The sequence below is a fragment of the Paenibacillus sp. sgz302190 genome (assembly GCF_059820445.1).
In genome coordinates this window covers 116,603-134,109 of record NZ_JBZYAO010000012.1, presented here as the reverse complement: position 1 = coordinate 134,109, position 17,507 = coordinate 116,603, and the positions used below count along the sequence as shown (strand labels likewise).

The following is a 17,507-nucleotide window of genomic DNA, read 5'->3' as shown; positions in this document are numbered from 1 at the left end:
ATTTCAAGACCGAAAGGGCAGACGAACGAAACATTCGTCCGGCCCTTTTTTTGCTGCGCTAAAATTTACAAGCTCTCAACACCCAGTTGAAACACGACAAACATTTCCGTCTTATAGTTGAATCAGAAAAGAAACAACAGGATCAAACAACAAATAACATGACTATAGGGAGGAAGAAACATGCATAAGATTTGGACAAGAACCGCTTCGCTTCTTGCAATCGTCACTTTGGCGGGCAGTTTGGCCGCTTGCGGGGCGAAAGAGGCGGCAAAAACGGGGGCGGCGCCCGCAGAAAGCAAAGCTCCGGCTGCAAGCCAGGCGCCTGCGAGCAGCAGCCCGAAAGCAAATGAAACGGTATCGCTGGACGACCTGCAAAACAAAGCGAAACAAGAAGGTGCCATCGTCAGTGTAGGCATGCCGGATGATTGGGCGGATTGGAAAGATACGTGGAACGATATCACGAGCAAATACAGCCTGAAACATACCGATACCGACATGTCGAGCGCCGAGGAAATCGCCAAGTTCGAAGCCGAGAAGGACAAGCCTACGGCCGATATCGGCGATGTAGGGATGGCTTTTACATCCGTTGCCGTTGAGAAAAATGTGACGCAGCCTTACAAACCGACAACTTGGGACAAAATCCCCGATTGGGCGAAAGATAAAGACGGACATTGGGTGGTTGGCTACCAAGGTACGATCGCCATCATCACGAATACCAAACTGGTGAAAAACCCTCCGAAAAGCTTTGACGATATTGCCAAAGGAACTTACAAAGTAGCTATCGGCGACGTTGCCAAAGCGTCCCAGGCGCAAAATGCGATTCTGGCGGCAGCGATCGCTTTCGGCGGAGACGAGAAAAACATTCAACCGGGCATCGATTTCTTTGAAAAGCTGTCCAAGCAAAAGCGGATTTCTTTATCCGACGTCAAAGTGGCTAATTTTGAAAAAGGTGAAATCGAAGTCGCTTTGGTGTGGGATTTCAACGCGCTGGGCTACCGTCAACAGTTGAACCCTGCCGATTATGATGTGGCTATTCCCAAAGAAGGCAGCGTCATCGGCGCCTACGCGACGATCATCAACAAATACGCTCCGCATCCGAATGCCGCTAAATTGACAAGAGAATACATTTTGAGCGATGCAGGACAAATCAACCTGGCCAAAGGCTTCGCCAGACCGATCCGCGACGATGTCAAGCTCCCTGCGGACGTAGCCGGCAAGCTGATTCCTACCGAGCAGTACAAGAACGCCAAGCCGATCAAGGATTTCAAAACTTGGGACGCTACTTCGAAAACCCTCCCGCAATTATGGCAGGAAAAAGTTTTGGTTAACCTCAATTAGTACGAAATAGCGGACAGTTACCTTCTTCTCGGGGAAGGTAACTGTTTTACTAAGCGAATGCATGCGCTGCAAGTTTTCCAATGAAAACTCTGAGGGGTAAACGATGAAAAACAGAGTGCCTTCGAAGCTTTTATTACTTACCGTGCTTCTGCCTTTTGTGATCCTGATCGTCGGATTTGAGCTGCTGCCTGCGGCTGTGCTGGTGATCAACAGCTTTTTGTCGGACAACGGCGATCAATTTACACTGCAGCAGTATATCACTTCGCTGACAAATCCTTTCTACTTAAAAGCGATTCGCAACAGCCTGCTGATTTCGCTGTATTCCAGTTTGGCAGGCATCATAGCGTCCCTGCTCCTTGCCTATGCGATTACCCGGACGTCGGAGCGGACGCGAAATTTCGTGCTGATGATTTCCAACATGACCTCGAACTTTGCAGGTTTGCCGCTGGCCTTTGCTTATATTATTTTGCTCGGCAACAACGGCGTTCTCACGATTTTGTTCAAAACGTGGGGCTGGTCCTTGTTTGCCGGCTTCGATCTGTATACGTGGACAGGGCTCGCCTTTGTCTATGTGTATTTTCAGGTGCCGCTCGGCGCGCTGCTGCTGTATCCGACCTTCTACGGCATGCGTGAGCAGTGGTGGGAAGCCGCTTCCTTGCTGGGCGCGGGCATGTGGCAGTTTGCCCGGCGAATTGCGCTGCCCGTGCTGCTCCCCGGCATCGCCGGGACGTTCACGATTCTTTTCGCCAATTCGATGGGGGCTTACGCAACGGCTTATGCGCTGGTCGGCGGGAATTACAATTTGCTCGCGATCCGCATCGGCTCTCTTGTGGCGGGCAATGTCGTGACGCGTCCGCAGCTTGGCTGCGCGCTGGCCGTGCTGCTCGGCGGCACGATGGTGCTGGCGATGTGGATCAACGAGCGCTTGATGCGCAGGGTGAGGAGGGATTTACAGTGAAGCGCAATCGGGCCATTCCCCGCGTCATTATTTTGCTTGCCATGGTTTATTTGCTGATTCCTTTGCTGGCTACCCTGCTTTATTCAATCGCCGGCAACTGGCAGACGACTATTTTGCCGGAATCATGGACGCTGCGCTGGTTCGGAGAGCTGTTTCGCGATGCCCGCTTTGCCGACGCGCTCGGACGAACGCTGTACGTTTGCCTGATCAGCGTGGCGGTTAGCGTGCTCGTCATGCTGCCGACCATTTTCGTAGTGACGATGTACTTTCCCAAATGGGAACGCTGGCTGAATCTGACTGCGCTGATTCCGTACGCGATTCCGGGCGTTGTAGCCGCAGTCGGCTTGATCAAGCTGTACTCGTCCGGGCCTTTGGCGATTTCCGGTACGGTCGGCATTTTGATTGCCGCCTATTTCGTGGCGATTCTGCCCTATATGTACCAGGGCATCCGCAACAGCATCCGGACGGTCAACGCTCCCGAGCTGATGGAGGCTGCAGAGCTGCTGGGCGCAAGCAAAATGACCGCCTTCCGCCGCATCATTGTCCCGAACATTTTGCCGGGTATTCTCGTTTCGACGCTGCTCTCCATCTCCGTGCTGTTCGGGGAGTTCGTGCTGACCAATTTGCTGGTCGGCGGTCATTTTGAAACGATCCAAATTTACTTATACCGGCGGCTCAGCGAAAGCGGCCATTTGGCGAGCGCCATTGTGATTGCTTATTTCGTGTTTATTTTGCTGCTGTCGGGATTGCTGCTCGGCCTCAGCAAGCGGCTGCTCGGCAGAGGAAATCCCGTGGAATGGGAAACAGCCAAGAAAGGAGCCTAGCATGAGCTATTTGCATATTGAGAACGTATCGAAGAGATTCGGAGCCTCTTCTGTGCTTCGGGAGCTGAATCTGCGCGTGGAAAAAGGGGAACTGGTGACGCTATTGGGGCCGAGCGGATGCGGCAAAAGCACGCTGCTACGCTGCATCTCGGGGCTCGCTTCGTTTGAGGAAGGCGAGATTTATCTTGAAGACAAGCCGATCACCAACCGCCTGCCCAAGGACCGCGGGGTCGGTATGGTGTTCCAGTCCTACGGCTTGTTCCCCAATCTGCATGTCGGCGATAATGTCGCTTTCGGGCTGCAAATGCAGCGGCTCGGCAAGGCCGACATCGCGGGCCGGGTGCAGGAGATGCTGCGTCTCGTAGGTCTTGAGGATAAAATGAAATCGTATCCTCACGAATTGTCCGGAGGCCAGCAGCAGCGGGTCGCGCTGGCCCGGTCGCTGGCCGTGCGGCCGAAGCTGATGCTCATGGACGAGCCGCTCAGCGCGCTCGATGCCAAAATCCGCAAATCTCTGCGCATCGAGCTGCGCCGCATTCAAAAAAGTCTGGGCATGACGACGATTTTCGTCACGCACGATCAGGAAGAAGCGCTGATCATTTCGGACCGGGTCTGCGTGATGCATCAAGGGCAGATCGTGCAGATGGGAACGCCGGAGGAAATCTACACGAATCCGCGCAATGAGTTTGTCGCCCGTTTTATCGGCAGCTACAACGTGTTGAGCGCGCAGGAGCTGGAGCGCTTGACGGGCAGCGCGGACAGGCGGGGCGGCTGCTTCGCCATCCGCCCGGAAGCGATCCGCCTGGCGCGCCAAGATGCCGAGCCGGGCTGGCCCGCAGGCGAAGGTTTCGAGGCCGCCGGCCGCATCGAGGAAGTCATTGTGCTCGGCAATGTACTGCGCTTTCATGTACAAGTTAGGGATCTGGCGTTGAACGTCGATCTTTTGAATGGCGGCGAGCGGCCGGAGCTGGAAGCCGGCGGTGAAGTCAAGCTTTGGATTCCCCGCGAAGCCTGCAAAGTACTCGATGATGGTGGTGCATAATATTGTCCGTATTAGCTGAAGAGAGAAAACAGGTCATTATGGAACGGCTGCAAAAGGACGGCAAAGTGATGGTGATTCCGCTCTCCGATCATTTGGAGGTGTCGCCGGAAACCATTCGCCGCGACCTGCTCGTGCTGGAGAAAGAAGGCAAGCTGAAGCGGGTGTACGGCGGCGCCATTAAGCCGACTTTTTTGAACGATGAAGCGCCTTACACGCTCCGCCAAAGCATTCATCCGGAAGAGAAAAAAGCGATTGGCGGGCGTGCGGCCGAGCTGATCCAGGACGGCAGCACGATCGTCATCGACGTTGGGACCACGACGCTGGAGATGGCCCAGGCCATCCAGGGCAAGAAGCGGCTGACGATTTTGACGAATTCGATTCCGGTCGCATCGGCTTTGCTGGAATCGATCAGCCGGGGCGTATTCGGCGGACGGGTGATCATGCTGGGCGGCGAAGCGAATCCGGAGCAATGGTCGATCTTCGGCACGCTGTGCGAGCAAATGATGGCGCAATTCCATGTGGATCAAGCTTTTCTTTCGGTCGGAGGCATTTCGCTCCAGGACGGAATTACCGATTACGATTTCAACGAGGCGGCGGTTTCGCGCGCTTTTGCCGCGGCGGCGCAGGAAGTCATCGTGCTGGCCGATCATTCCAAGCTGGGCATAACGACATTTGCCCATGTCATACCGCTTGAGCAGGCCGATATTATTATTTCGAGCACCGGGGTTCCGGACGAGTGGGAGCGGGAGATCGACCGCTGCGGAGTGCTTTGGATCGATGCCTGTTCGACGAATACTGAGGAGAGAGGTGAAATAAAATGAGCAAAGTGATCATGATCGTATTGGACGGATTGCGCTATGATACGGCCCGCGCTTCCATGGGCTACTTGAACCATCTGGTCGAGGCGTCCAAAGCGGCTTGCCATAAAGTAAAGTCCGAGCTGCCCAGCTTATCGCGGCCGCTGTATGAAGTGCTGCTGACGGGAACTCCCAGCTCTGTGAACGGAATTACCGCCAACCATATCGTGCGTCTGTCCAACAGACGCAGCATTTTTCACCTGGCGGCCGAGCAGGGCCTGACTACAGCAGCGGCGGCTTACTATTGGGTCAGCGAGCTTTACAACCGGTCGCCGTTCGACCGGATTGAAGACCGTCAGCAGCATGATCTCAGTAAGCCGATTCAGCATGGCACGTTTTATTTTGAAGATGCTTACCCGGATTCGCATTTGTTTGCCGATGCCGAAATTTTACGACGCAATCATGACCCTCACTTTTTGTACATCCATCCGATGGGCATCGACGATACCGGGCACAAGCACGGCGGGGAGTCCAAAGCGTACCGCGACAAAGCGATTGAAGTCGACAGTATACTGGCTTCATTGCTGCCATTTTGGATCGAAATGGATTATGAAATCATTGTCACTTCGGACCATGGCATGAATGCGGACGGCAGCCATGGCGGCACGGGCGCAGCGGAGAGGGAAGTTCCTTTTTATCTCATCGGCTCTTCCTTCGCACCGGGCTATTACGAGGAAGTCGTTCCACAGCTGGCTGTAGCTCCGATGGTATGCAGGCTGCTCTCCCTTCCGCTTGGGGAAGGCATGACGGAATCGGAAATCCCGGCTTTTAAACATACGATTATGCTGTAAGATTTGCATGAAATTTCTCAGGAGGTACGTCTGTGAAGGTAGATTTTCATTTTCATCTGGAGGAAGGGCCTTATTCTCTGCAATGGCTGCAGCGTACGGGACGGGCGCTCGTCAACACCGCAAGCGGCGATACAATCGGGGATGCGCATACGCGGGATTGGATGGAGCGCGTTTTTCAAATGCTGCAAACGAGAATGGAGCAGGGCTGCTTTCACGAGGACTGGATTCAGCGTTATTTGCAAAAGGGCCGCGAACGGGGCATTCAGCGCTTCGGCGTGGTCGATCATTTGTACCGCTTTGTTGAATGCAAAAGCTATTACGAGCAGTTCATGCTTTTGGATGACACGCCGCTCGGCCGGATGCAGCGAAAATGGCTGGATCAGGTCAGCGTTTATTCGATCGAGACCTATATGAAGGCGATGCGCAAAGCGGCCGAGCGCGAGGAGGATTTGTCGATCGGCGTGGAGGCCGACTTTTTCATCGGGGGAGAGGACCAGCTCCGGGCGCTGCTGGCTCCTTTAGACCTCGACTACATCATCGGCTCCGTGCACATGCTGGACGGCTGGGGCTTCGACAACCCGGAGGTGCAGGACCGGTTTCAAACCGCCGATTTGGAAAGCTTGTATAAGCGGCACTTTGACACCGTCAAGCTGGCGATTGCCAGCGGAATGTTCGATTTTATCGCCCACTTGGACAATTTAAAAGTGTTCGGCTACCGGCCGGACGAAGCGGGGCTGCTCCCGGCATACAGAGAAATCGCCTCGTCGTTAAGCGCCGCCGGCATCGGTTCCGAGATCAACACAGGCTTGCTGTACCGTTACCCCGTCAAGGAAATGTGTCCCAGCCCGTCGTTTTTGCAAGCGCTGTACGAGCAGCAGGTGCCGATTACACTGTCGTCGGACGCTCATTTTCCCGATGATATCGGCATGCATTTGGACGATGCACTGAAGCTGGCGATAGATACGGGGTACCGGGAGATCGCCGTGTATAGGAAGCGCCGGCGCGTGATGCTGCCGATCTCTTGATCGGAGGGGAAGGGCCATCCCGCGATGGGGGGATTCCTTTGTTTGGCGCGGGCGTTCAGGAAGCGGGCCGGGAAACCTCAATGATGCCGCGAACATCACCCCACAGAATGAAAATAAGCAGCAGGTCTACGGGCTTTTTCCGCGAAAGTAGTTCGTTGCGGCGAAAAATCTGCGATTGTCAGGCTGCCCGAGAAAGTCGTGAGACAGCTGCCTTTTCTGGGTGCGCGCCTCTCCCGGTGTAGGTCGTGGAAACCGCGCGGCTGGGCAGGAGGCAGCTTGGAAGGGGAGAAAACCTGCGAAAGTGCAGGTTTTTTCTATGAAATCGGCTTGTTTTGGCGAAAAGCCTGCAAAAGTGCAGGAATTTTCGCTGAAAGTAGATCTGGACCCATCTGTTCGGCGAAAAGCCTGCACTTTTGCAGGAATTGTTCGTGGCCAGCGGTAGCGTCAAGAAGTTTGTGTAAGTCAGTAGGGTAGCTCGTCGAAATAATGAATGAACTGTTGTTTTTCGAATATTCAGAACAGGTGGCTGGCGGCGGGTGTGGCCCAAGCGAAGGCGCGGGAGCCGGAACTTTTTACCATGCAACCAGAGCTTAAGAGGGATATCGCTGCTCAAACATCTTTTGTAGCTCTTCTTTCACTTGGGGATTTCCGAATCCGGTAACGACCCTGTTCCTCCACCTTTCGACGTAGTCCAGTGTTTCCAGGTACATGATCTTTTCGGCTGTTTCCATGTTCGTTAAGCTGTTCATCGGCTTTAAACGCTTGCGAAACTCCTTATTCATCCGCTCGATGGCGTTGGTGGTGTAGATTTGCTTCCAGATCATCTGTGGATACGTGTAGAAGGCAAGCAGTGTGGGCAGATTGTCTTCCCAGGATTGAATTTCTTTGGGGTACTTTTTGCTCCACTTGGCCTTCACCGTGTCAAAGGCAGCCATGGCAAGGTCACGGTCTAATGCGTTGTAGATGGTTTTGAGATCGCTTATGAATTCGTTCTTGTCTTGTACGCGAATCTTAGGGAAGGTGGTACGCATCTTGTGGACGACGCAGTGCTGCACGTCTGCTTTCGGATAAGCCTCACGAAACGCCTCTTCCAGCCCCTGTAAGCCGTCGAAGACGCCTAACAAGACATCGGTTGCGCCGCGTCGCTGCAGGTCTTTAAGCACGTCACGCCAGCCATTAGAGCTCTCTTGACCACCGATGTAGAAGCCGAGAATGTCCCGGTAGCCATCCTCGCTGATCCCCATGGCAAAATAGACGGCTTCCCCAGCGACTGTACCACGTTTGAGCTTCACATAGAGTCCATCCAGATAAATAACAGCGTAACGCTTGCGCAGTGGACGTTGATGCCATTGCTCAATGTCTTCAAGAACCGTACTAGTGATGTTGCTGACCGTGGTAGGCGAATACTGGGCTCCAAACATACCTTCGATGAAACGAGCAATGTCCCGAGTGCCCATGCCGCCCTTGTACATGTGAATCACAGCCTCTTCCAGCCATCCTTCACGGCGCTGATAGGGGTCAAACAACTGGGTTTGAAAGTCGCCGTTACGGTCACGAGGTACTTGGAGGTCGTCAATCTTTCCGATTCGCGTGCCCAGTGTGCGCGTATAGTAGCCGTTGCGGCTATTGCGGACACCTTCTTGCTCGACTTCTAAAAAGTTACGGATCTCTTCTTTCATAATGAGCTCGAGCTTTTCTTTCACGAGGACGCTAACAACATTTTCTATTAGGTCTGAGAGCATGTTTTCTGTTATAGTTGCCATATGAGTAGGGTTCCTTTCTTGGTGACTTTGACATCCCGAGAATACCCTACTTTTTTACTGTCTGGAAGACTCCAGATCTTGGTACACAAACTATTGTACGCCATCTGGCCAGCGATTTTAGGACGCAAATTCATGTATTTTTGCAGGTTTTTTTCTTTTCGCACCGCGAGCAGCTCCCAGCGCGCGGTGTTGCGCTGCATGACGGCGGTCGGTCGACCACAGTGCAGCCGGGCAGATTGGTGCTATCGGCCTCTGACCCGCGGGGTGGTGGTGGGCAACCTGCGATATGGGGGCCCGGCAAGCGAGCCGGAGCTCCTGTTTCGTCTTTCGCCGCTTCAGCACGAAAATATTGACGAAACGGATTAATTTTGGTAAATTTATACCAAATAATAGATAAAATTATTACTTATTTTAAGTGAATTTTTTCGTTGAGGGAGATGTGCAGTATGTTGGAGCAGCAAGCTTACACGAACGCCTTAAGTTGGGTAGCGGAAGCGGCACAAATCATTAAAGAACTTATGAAAAACGGCTTGACCGTTCAAACAAAATTAAGCCATTCGGATTTGGTGACCGTTGTCGACAGGGAAGTGGAACGATTTTTTGTGGAAAAAATCAAAACGCATTACCCGGACCATATGATTATGGGGGAAGAGAACATCGGCAATACGTCCTCGGAGGGGGAGTACATCTGGATTATAGATCCTATTGACGGCACAACCAATATGGTTAACCGGCAGCAGGATTTCGCCATTTCGGTTGCTTTTTGCAGCGCTTCCGCCGGGGTCTTCGGAATTGTATACGATGTGGCCGGGGATCGTCTGTTTCGTTCGTTTAAAGGCGAGGGCGCATATTTGAATGATACGATGCTACAGCCGCTTTCGCAGGAAACACGGCTCGAAAATGAACTTCTTGCCATCACGCTTCCCTGGAGCCAAGCGGATAAAATCGATCAGTGGGGGCCTTATTTGAAGCTCGTGGCTAAATCGAGAGGGATCCGGGTTTTCGGTGCGACCACGATTGAGCTTTGCGATATTGCCATGGGGAAACTTGGGGCATATTTGCAGTACAAGGTAAACGCCTGGGACTATGCCGCTTCCAGAGTGATCCTGGAGGAACTCGGGTGCAAGTTTTCGGATTTGGAAGGCAATGAGATTGCCTGGACGCATCATGGCGGAGTGATGGCTTCGACCCCGGCAATCCATGCGCAAATGGTTTCCGTTTTAAAATAACGCAAGCGATAACCCGCCTTGATCCTTGATGATCCAGGGCGGGTTTTTTAGTATAAAACAGCCATTCCCAAAAGAAGAAATATGTGATAAAATAAATACGAACAATTGTTCTGTTAGTTGTTTGTTAAGACTCCCGTTCGACTGAAAACCGTACATAAAATAAGTGGAAGGAAGGGTAGAATGGCAATTGTCAGGAACTCAGAAATCGACGAAGTGATCGCCTATATTCACCGGCATATTTATGAACCGCTTCCGCTTTCCCGTCTGGCCGGTCATGTATCCTATAGCCCTTACCATTTCACGCGTATTTTTAAAGAAAGAATGGGTCTTTCGCCTCTCTATTACGTGTCCGCACTCCGGCTGCAGAAGGCCAAAGACTTATTGCTGCATACGAATTTGAGCATTCGCGATATCGGCTTGGAGATCGGTCAGCAGAGCCTGGGGACTTTCACCACCCGGTTTACCGAACGGGTAGGCGTGACGCCTTCGCACTTTCGGAACTCAAGGCTGCAGGCCGACAACCATTTCCGTTCCTTGCAGCAGCTTGGTAGTTGGCTTGCGCCGCTTCCTGTTACCAACCCATACGGCAGGATTGAAGGGACCGTCCGGGCGGAGATCCCTTTTGAGGGCGTCGTTTTGATCGGCTTGTTCGCCAAGCCGATTCCCGAGGGGCTGCCCATACACGGAACGCTGCTGTCTTCTTTGGGAGACTTTTGCTTTAATAATGTGAAGCCAGGCATTTATTATTTGATGGCTACGTCGGTTTGCTGGAAGATGAAGGCTATGGATTTTTTGCTCCCGCACACGACGCTGCGCACCCGTTCCAGGGAACCTGTCATAGTCAGACCCTATTCCACGGTTCCGCATCAACAAGTTACTCTCTATTTGCCTCGCTTGGACGACCCGCCGATTCTGATCTCCCTGCCCCTGTTGATGAATAATTTCCTCAGTCGCACTGCCCAAAGCAGCAATCGATAAGCCTGGGCGGAAATGCGGAACAATAAATTCCGCGGGAAGCTGCCAGATCATTCCGGTGTTGTTCGCAGATGTCCGGAACCGAATCAGCTTATTCGGAGTACGGCTTTTCCGGAGAACTTCCGCTCGATCAGACTGCGGGCGACGGCTCCAATATCGGTCCACGGCGCCTCCACTTCGATCCGGGGGGTTAACCGTCCGGATGGTTCATGATTCCCCTTCCCGGCACAATTGAACGATACAAAAACGGCTCGTATTCGCACTCGTTGCGGAGAAGGCTGTTTTTTTGTCTGAAAACGGGCTCCCGCAGCGCATAAACATCGAGTTGAAAAACCGCTATCTTGCTAACTCACCTGAGTTATAATATAGTTGATATATCAAGTCATGGGAGGCTATATCATGGAAGGCCCGTTATACGAACAAATATATAACTATGTGTTTAATCAAATTCACAATAAAATATTGCGGCCAGGGGATCGCGTCCCTTCGGAAAAGGAGCTGTCCGAGCAGTTTAAAGTCAGCAGAATAACTTCGAAGAAAGCGCTGGAAATGCTGGCGAACGCCGGAGTCGTAGAGAGAGTGCGCGGCAAGGGCTCTTTCGTGAGCCACCGGCAGCCGGCCCAGCCGCCTCAACTTGCGGGTCATGCTAAAGACGCGGTCTCCCCGCAGGACAAGCCCCTGGAAGAAAAATTAATTGGGGTTATTCTTCCCGATATTGGAGAATCCTACGGATTGAAGTTATTTCGGGCTATCGAAGAGCGTTGTTCGGAGTTAGGTTTCGGCTTGATTGTAAGACTGACCAATGACGAGCGGGAAGAGGAGCAAAAAGCCATTCGTTTCCTGACCAAGCTGGGCGTGGACGGGCTGATTGTATTTCCGGTCCATGGCGAGCACTACAACGAAGAATTGGTGCGTCTCGTGCTGGACGGCTTCCCGATCGTATTGATCGACCGCTATCTGAAAGGGATTGCCGCCTGTTCGGTCTGTACGGACAATAAGAAAGCGTCGTTTGAATTGACGAGCTTTTTGCTGGAGCAGGGCCACGAGCATGTTGCTTTTATTTCTACGCCTCCGGAAAATACGACGACGATCGAGGAGCGGATTCAAGGCTTCCAGAACGCGCTGGCGGCGCATGGGCAGACGTTTAAAGCCGAGCTGCTGCTGACCGATTTTTCCAGTACGCTGCCAAGGTCCTTGACCCGGGAAAATATGGCCGCCGATCAAAAGCTGATCCGCCATTTCGCGGAGCGGCATGCGGAAGTTACCGGATTCGTGGCCTGTGAATATAATCTGGCCGTCATTTTGGACCAGGAGCTTCGCTCCGTTCACGCCTCCGCTTCCAACGACAAGCCGTTCGAAATTGTCTGCTTCGACTCCCCGGATTCCGTTATGGCCAAACCGCCGTTCATCCATGTGAAACAAAATGAGGAAGAGATGGGGATCCAGGCCGTGGACCTGCTGGTCGATCAATGGAGTGGTATCCAGCCGCCGCTGCTGAACATGGTTGAATATATTTTTGCAACATGAATTCTCTAATATATTGACATAATGATATGTTGTTGATATATTAAATCCATAAAAGATATATTAACATCATATGTTTTGTGAAGGGAATTCTGAAGTATGTACGAGACATTACAGCGTTATATCGACTCCGTCGCGGCTAATTTGACAGAAGTTTATCCGGTTCTCGCTCCTATGTTCAAGCAGTGTTATCCGAATACTTTGCAAACGACTACAAAGCTGCTTGACGACGGGACTACGTTTGTTTTTACGGGTGATATTCCCGCCATGTGGCTGAGGGATTCATCGGCTCAAGTAAGGCCATACATGCCGCTGGTCAAGCATGACGCCGATCTGCAAAGAGCGGTTAAAGGTCTGATTCAGCGGCAGGCCCAATGTCTGATCATCGATCCGTATGCCAATGCTTTCAACGAGGAAGCTAACGGGAACGGCCATCAGACGGATGATACGCAGATGGGCCCGTGGATCTGGGAAAGGAAATTCGAGCTTGATTCCTTGTGCTATCCGGTGCAATTGTGCCAGGATTACTGGGCAGCCACGGAAGATTCGACTGTCTTTACAAAAGAAGTTCATGAAATGCTGCGCAAAATTGTCGATACGATGAAAGTCGAACAGCATCATGACGAGCAATCTCCGTATTCGTTCGAAAGGGAAGATATTATTCTTCCGTCCGACACGCTTCCTTTTCAAGGCAAGGGGACAAGGTCCAATTATACGGGCATGGTCTGGTCGGGATTTCGTCCCAGCGACGACGCTTGCAAGTTCGGGTATTTGATCCCGGCGAATATGTTCGCGGTTGTTATACTTGGACATATCAAGCAATTTGCGGAGCAATTTTATAACGATGAGGCGCTGGCGCTTGACGCTGCGAAGCTGAAATCGGAGATCGAATTCGGAATTGAAACTTACGGCGTGTATCACCACCCGAGCTATGGCCGGATTTACGCATATGAAACCGACGGTTTTGGGAATTATAACCTTATGGACGATGCGAACGTGCCGAGCTTGCTTTCCATTCCATATCTGGGCTATCGCCCTATTGACGATGATCTCTACCGGAGAACGCGTTCATTTCTTCTCAGCAAAGATAATCCGTACTATTTCGAAGGCAGCTACGCCAAAGGGATCGGCAGTCCGCATACGCCGGGCAACAATGTATGGCACATCGGCCTGATCGTGCAGGGGCTCACGACAAACTCGCTGAGCGAACGCAATGCAATCATCGACATGCTGGTTGCAACGACGGCGGGCACGGGCTATATGCACGAGAGCTTTGATCCCGACCAGCCGGAAACATTTACGCGGCCATGGTTTGCCTGGGCAAACAGCTTGTTCGGCGAATTCGTCGTCAAATGGCTGGAACAGCGCAATAGTAAGGTTAGCCAGTTATAACTGGCTAATTTGACTATAATGTAAGCGGTTTATTGCGAAGTTTACATGCTGCGGGAGGTGATGTGCGGAAGATCTGCATGGTATATCCCAACGAATCAGGGACGGTCTGCAAACAAATTACAAAGAGGAGTTGTACGTGAATGAACACATCGAAAATGTGGAAAATTGGAGCTGCAGGACTTCTGCTTGCTTTGTCTTTATCCGCTTGCTCCAGCGCAAAATCGGATAATACGGCACAGCCGGCCGGTACGGCAGCGGCACAGAAAGGCGCAGAAAGCAAAAAGCTGACCATCGTATATCCAAAATGGAACGAAGGCCACCCGCTTACCGTATGGTTCCCGGAACTGAAAACCCAGTTTGAAAAAAGCCATCCGGGCGTGACCGTAACGCTGCAAGAGGTTCAGGGCAAAGACTACGGCACCAAGCTGCCGCTCATGCTTTCGACCGATAAGAACTCGCCGGATGTCATTGTAGAGGACACCTTCATGGTCAACTCCGACAGCACGGCAGGCTACCTGACGTCTCTGGACGATCAAGTCAAAGCGTGGAAAGATTGGCCGAACTTCAACAAATCGATTATCCCGGCGGTAACGGGCAAAGAGGGCAAAATTTACGGCGTTCCTTACAACACGGATACCCGCGGGCTGTATTATAACGTAAACATTTTCAAAAATGCCGGACTTCCGGTTCCATGGGAGCCGAAAACATGGGATGACATTTTGACCGCCGCCAAAACTATCAAGGAAAAAGCGCCTGACGTTACGCCTTTCTGGGCGTTCTCCAGCAAAGCGGCCGGCGAAGGCACATCGATGCAAACGTTTGAGATGCTGCTGTACGGAACGAACGATACGCTTTACGATCAAAGCTCCGGCAAATGGGTTGTGAAAAGCAAAGGCTTCCAGGATTCCTTGTCTTTCATCGATCAAATTTACAGCAACAAGCTCGGCCCGGATCTGTCCAAAATTTTGAATGCGCAGGCGGATTCGATCAACCAGAACGAGACGATGCCGAACCAAAAAGTGGGAATCGTGCTGCAGGGCAACTGGGTTCCTGCGACATGGCTGCCGACAGGCTCCAAGCCTTGGCCGGAAGGCATCAAAACGTATGAGTTCACGGCGATGCCGACGCAGAACGGTCAAGCTCCAGGGCACGTATCGATGTCCGGCGGTTGGGCGCTCTCGATTCCGAAGAACTCGACCAGCAAGGATTTGGCTTGGGAGTTCATTCAAATGGCGACCAACTTCGACAATATGAAAAAACTGACCATGACCGAAGGCAGCGTAGCGACGCGTACCGACGTTGCTCAAGACCCTGAATACGCCAATACGCCAGGGCTGCTGCTCAAAAAAGCTTCCGAATTCATCTCCTTTACGCACGTAAGACCGGCATACCCTGAGTATCCGCAAGTTTCCAGTGAAATTCAGGATGCGGTAGAGAAAGTCGTCGGCAAATCGCTGACACCAGAGAAAGCGATGGAGCAATACGCGAACAAAGTGAAGAAAATCGTGGGCGACAGCAAGATCGAAGAGAAATAAAGCGATGGGGAGGGAATCGCCGTAATCAACTGCGGCGGTTCCCGCATCCATGGATTGGAGAGTAAGACCATGTCATACAGTGCTCAGCATACGGGTAAAAAAGGCGTTTCAAGCAGCAAATGGATCTCGGGCGTCAACATAAAGGGCTTGTTGTTTTTGCTGCCCGCGTGGATTTTGCTCATATTCTTTTTCTTCACTCCTTCTGCAATGACGTTTTATTTATCTTTTACGGACAAGACGTTGACAGGAGCTTCCACACATGGGCAGTTCATCGGTTTTGACAATTTCGTCACCATGTTCCAAGACGACACATTTCGCACCAGCGTTAAAAACACGATCGTTTTTCTTGTTTTCTCATCTCTGATCGGCCAGCAGGTGCTTGGCTTTATTATCGCTTTGCTGATGAATGAAAGACCGCAGTTTTTGCGGAGCCTGATCGGCGCTATCGTCGTGGCGGGCTGGGTCATTCCCGAAATCATTTGCGCATTCGTATGGTTTGCATTTTTTAATGATCAAGGCACGGCCAACATCGTCCTCAATTATTTCCATCTGGAGTCGGTGACCTGGCTGTATACATTTCCTATGACTTGCGTAGTTATCGCGAACATCTGGCACGGCACTGCCTTCTCGATGCTGATGTACCAAGCGGCGCTGGGCGATGTTTCGAAAGACATGCTGGAAGCGGCATCTATGGACGGCGCAACGGCGTGGCAAAGAATTTGGAAAATAATTCTACCGCATATCAAAAGCTCGGTAGTTACCAATATGGTGTTGAACACGCTCTCGACTTTGGGCGTATTCACGTTGATTTATGCGATGACCGGCGGCGGACCCGGCTCCGCGAGCGAAACGATGCCGCTCTATATGTATCATCAAGCGTTCCAAAATTACCAATTAGGCTACGGCACAGCGATATCCATGGTGCTCTTGTTGATCGGCATCGTTGCCAGCTTTATTTACATTCGCGTGCTGAAAGTAAAACTTTGAGCGAGAGGAGAGACGAGAGATGACCAAACGCTCCAAATTAAGCGGCTGGCTGCCGAATATCATTCTTATTCTGATCGGAGCCATATTTGCGGTCCCGCTTCTGTGGCTGCTGCTCGCGGCTTTCGACGCCGAGGCCACGCTGGCGGTTCATGTGCCCAAGCATTTTACCTTGAGTAATTTCAGCTCGATATTGGGGGATTCCGGGAACCAACGGTCGTTTTTGAACGGTATTTATTTGTCGCTGGGGCAGGCGATATTGGTGCTGGTTGTATCGGCATTGGCTGCATATCCGTTATCGCGCTATGAAATGAGCGGCAAACGCACTTTTCTTTACGTTATCCTGTTTTGTACGGGGCTGCCGATTACGGCCGTTATGGTGCCGGTGTATCAGCTGTTCGTATACTTTAATTTTCAGGATTCGCTATTTTGGACGTTAGTATTCCAGGCTACTTCCGTGCTTCCATTTTCGATCTGGATGATGAAAAATTTCATGGACTCGATTCCGGTCGACCTAGAGGAGTCCGCATGGGTGGACGGGGCATCCAGCTTGCAAGCGCTGGGCCGGATTATTATGCCTTTGATGCTGCCCGGCTTGTTCACTGTGCTGATCTCGGCCTTTTCAAGCAGTTGGGGCAACTTTCTCGTCCCGTTCATACTGATTCAAAGCCCGGAGAAACTGCCGGCGTCCGTCACCATTTTCCAATTTTTCGGCCAGTACGGCATGGTGCAATACGGCAAGCTGGCTGCGTTCTCGACACTGTACACGTTCCCGGCAATCGTGCTGTACGTCATCGGGCAAAAGTACATGTCCACCGGCTTTACAATGAGCGGCGCGAACAAAGGGTAATCGGCATTGCATGCGCGGCAAGGCCGTCCTGCAAGGGGACGGTGATCGTAACGCGAAGACGCCTTCAAAACCACGGTACAAGTGGGGATGAGGGCGTCTTTTTTAATGTGAATTTACGCTAGAGTGGGGTGGAGGTTATGTTCGATTTCTTCGAATAAGGAACGTTACCAAAATGAATAACGACGTAACCAATACGCCTATCCAACCTATTGCGGGCGCGTAGGTTATATAATTTTGCCCCAATAAAGCGAACAATATAAAGACTACATTCAGGGTCATGGCAATCACAACGATCCGCTCTGTTTTCATAACCATCCCCCGATCCGCGTATGTTCTAAATCCCCCGACTACAGCAATTGCCCAGGAGTCTGGCGGGCGGAGTTGCATTTGCGCATACCGGGGATACTGCCGCTTACGCTG

15 protein-coding genes and 1 pseudogene are annotated in these 17,507 nt (G+C 51.9%); 14 read left to right on the top strand and 2 right to left on the bottom strand.

Going from position 1 to position 17,507, the window contains the following annotated elements; translation table 11 throughout:
- Positions 1–180 precede the first annotated feature (180 nt).
- The 7 genes from AC6RNO_RS15635 (at position 181) to AC6RNO_RS15605 (ending at position 6,835) form a co-directional block, all read left to right on the top strand.
- Positions 181–1,338 carry an ABC transporter substrate-binding protein gene (locus tag AC6RNO_RS15635; RefSeq protein WP_488436012.1) on the top strand — a complete coding sequence of 386 codons (1,158 nt, stop codon included), beginning with the start codon at positions 181–183 and terminating at the stop codon, positions 1,336–1,338.
- Between the two features lie 103 nt (positions 1,339–1,441).
- Positions 1,442–2,296, top strand: coding sequence for an ABC transporter permease (locus tag AC6RNO_RS15630; protein WP_474684802.1), 855 nt, complete (start codon positions 1,442–1,444; stop codon positions 2,294–2,296).
- Positions 2,293–3,120: an ABC transporter permease gene (locus AC6RNO_RS15625; protein WP_474684801.1), complete on the top strand. Its 828-nt coding sequence runs from the start codon at positions 2,293–2,295 to the stop codon at positions 3,118–3,120. Before AC6RNO_RS15630 ends, AC6RNO_RS15625 begins: the two co-directional genes overlap by 4 nt.
- A gap of 1 nt (position 3,121) precedes the next feature.
- Positions 3,122–4,162 carry an ATP-binding cassette domain-containing protein gene (locus tag AC6RNO_RS15620; RefSeq protein WP_497105983.1) on the top strand — a complete coding sequence of 347 codons (1,041 nt, stop codon included), beginning with the start codon at positions 3,122–3,124 and terminating at the stop codon, positions 4,160–4,162.
- Positions 4,163–4,164: 2 nt separating this feature from the next.
- The gene (locus AC6RNO_RS15615; protein WP_497105982.1) at positions 4,165–4,983 is read left to right on the top strand and encodes a DeoR family transcriptional regulator; all 819 of its coding nucleotides are present in this window, start codon (positions 4,165–4,167) and stop codon (positions 4,981–4,983) included.
- Positions 4,980–5,810, top strand: a complete 831-nt coding sequence (locus tag AC6RNO_RS15610; protein WP_497105981.1) for an alkaline phosphatase family protein — start codon at positions 4,980–4,982, stop codon at positions 5,808–5,810. The genes AC6RNO_RS15615 and AC6RNO_RS15610 overlap by 4 nt, the downstream gene beginning before the upstream one ends.
- 32 nt (positions 5,811–5,842) lie before the next feature.
- The gene (locus tag AC6RNO_RS15605; protein WP_497105980.1) at positions 5,843–6,835 is read left to right on the top strand and encodes a PHP domain-containing protein; all 993 of its coding nucleotides are present in this window, start codon (positions 5,843–5,845) and stop codon (positions 6,833–6,835) included.
- Between the two features lie 590 nt (positions 6,836–7,425).
- On the opposite strand, the gene AC6RNO_RS15600 is transcribed toward AC6RNO_RS15605, so the two are convergent.
- The gene (locus AC6RNO_RS15600; protein WP_497105979.1) at positions 7,426–8,598 is read right to left on the bottom strand and encodes an IS256 family transposase; all 1,173 of its coding nucleotides are present in this window, start codon (positions 8,596–8,598) and stop codon (positions 7,426–7,428) included.
- A 446-nt stretch (positions 8,599–9,044) separates the two neighbouring features.
- Between AC6RNO_RS15600 and AC6RNO_RS15595 the strand changes: the two genes are divergently transcribed.
- Together AC6RNO_RS15595 and AC6RNO_RS15590 are read left to right on the top strand one after the other, a co-directional pair.
- Positions 9,045–9,827 (top strand): inositol monophosphatase family protein, encoded by a 783-nt coding sequence (locus tag AC6RNO_RS15595; protein WP_497105978.1) that lies wholly within the window; start codon positions 9,045–9,047, stop codon positions 9,825–9,827.
- 180 nt (positions 9,828–10,007) lie between these two features.
- Positions 10,008–10,805: a helix-turn-helix domain-containing protein gene (locus tag AC6RNO_RS15590; RefSeq protein ID WP_497105977.1), complete on the top strand. Its 798-nt coding sequence runs from the start codon at positions 10,008–10,010 to the stop codon at positions 10,803–10,805.
- An 83-nt stretch (positions 10,806–10,888) separates the two neighbouring features.
- Here AC6RNO_RS15590 and AC6RNO_RS15585 read toward each other — a convergent pair.
- Positions 10,889–11,002: pseudogene (locus tag AC6RNO_RS15585) on the bottom strand (zinc-binding dehydrogenase); the annotation flags it as partial.
- Positions 11,003–11,201: 199 nt separating this feature from the next.
- On the opposite strand from AC6RNO_RS15585, the gene AC6RNO_RS15580 reads away from it, so the two are divergent.
- The 5 genes from AC6RNO_RS15580 (at position 11,202) to AC6RNO_RS15560 (ending at position 17,087) form a co-directional block, all read left to right on the top strand.
- Positions 11,202–12,329, top strand: a complete 1,128-nt coding sequence (locus AC6RNO_RS15580) for a GntR family transcriptional regulator (RefSeq protein ID WP_497105976.1) — start codon at positions 11,202–11,204, stop codon at positions 12,327–12,329.
- 96 nt (positions 12,330–12,425) lie between these two features.
- Positions 12,426–13,718, top strand: coding sequence for a glycoside hydrolase family 125 protein (locus AC6RNO_RS15575; protein WP_497105975.1), 1,293 nt, complete (start codon positions 12,426–12,428; stop codon positions 13,716–13,718).
- Between the two features lie 140 nt (positions 13,719–13,858).
- The gene (locus tag AC6RNO_RS15570) at positions 13,859–15,253 is read left to right on the top strand and encodes an extracellular solute-binding protein (RefSeq protein WP_497105974.1); all 1,395 of its coding nucleotides are present in this window, start codon (positions 13,859–13,861) and stop codon (positions 15,251–15,253) included.
- A 69-nt stretch (positions 15,254–15,322) separates the two neighbouring features.
- Positions 15,323–16,240 (top strand): carbohydrate ABC transporter permease, encoded by a 918-nt coding sequence (locus tag AC6RNO_RS15565; RefSeq protein WP_474684791.1) that lies wholly within the window; start codon positions 15,323–15,325, stop codon positions 16,238–16,240.
- A gap of 19 nt (positions 16,241–16,259) precedes the next feature.
- Positions 16,260–17,087, top strand: coding sequence for a carbohydrate ABC transporter permease (locus tag AC6RNO_RS15560; RefSeq protein ID WP_474684790.1), 828 nt, complete (start codon positions 16,260–16,262; stop codon positions 17,085–17,087).
- The last annotated feature ends 420 nt before the right edge of the window (positions 17,088–17,507 follow it).

Excerpts from the sequence above, each read along its gene's own strand:
- AC6RNO_RS15635 (WP_488436012.1), top strand. The coding sequence starts at position 181 with ATGCATAAGATTTGGACAAGAACCGCTTCGCTTCTTGCAATCGTCACT.
- AC6RNO_RS15630 (WP_474684802.1), top strand. The coding sequence starts at position 1,442 with ATGAAAAACAGAGTGCCTTCGAAGCTTTTATTACTTACCGTGCTTCTG.
- AC6RNO_RS15620 (WP_497105983.1), top strand. The coding sequence starts at position 3,122 with ATGAGCTATTTGCATATTGAGAACGTATCGAAGAGATTCGGAGCCTCT.
- AC6RNO_RS15610 (WP_497105981.1), top strand. The coding sequence starts at position 4,980 with ATGAGCAAAGTGATCATGATCGTATTGGACGGATTGCGCTATGATACG.
- AC6RNO_RS15600 (WP_497105979.1), bottom strand. The coding sequence starts at position 8,598 with ATGGCAACTATAACAGAAAACATGCTCTCAGACCTAATAGAAAATGTT.
- AC6RNO_RS15595 (WP_497105978.1), top strand. The coding sequence starts at position 9,045 with ATGTTGGAGCAGCAAGCTTACACGAACGCCTTAAGTTGGGTAGCGGAA.
- AC6RNO_RS15590 (WP_497105977.1), top strand. The coding sequence starts at position 10,008 with ATGGCAATTGTCAGGAACTCAGAAATCGACGAAGTGATCGCCTATATT.
- AC6RNO_RS15580 (WP_497105976.1), top strand. The coding sequence starts at position 11,202 with ATGGAAGGCCCGTTATACGAACAAATATATAACTATGTGTTTAATCAA.
- AC6RNO_RS15575 (WP_497105975.1), top strand. The coding sequence starts at position 12,426 with ATGTACGAGACATTACAGCGTTATATCGACTCCGTCGCGGCTAATTTG.
- AC6RNO_RS15570 (WP_497105974.1), top strand. The coding sequence starts at position 13,859 with ATGAACACATCGAAAATGTGGAAAATTGGAGCTGCAGGACTTCTGCTT.
- AC6RNO_RS15565 (WP_474684791.1), top strand. The coding sequence starts at position 15,323 with ATGTCATACAGTGCTCAGCATACGGGTAAAAAAGGCGTTTCAAGCAGC.
- AC6RNO_RS15560 (WP_474684790.1), top strand. The coding sequence starts at position 16,260 with ATGACCAAACGCTCCAAATTAAGCGGCTGGCTGCCGAATATCATTCTT.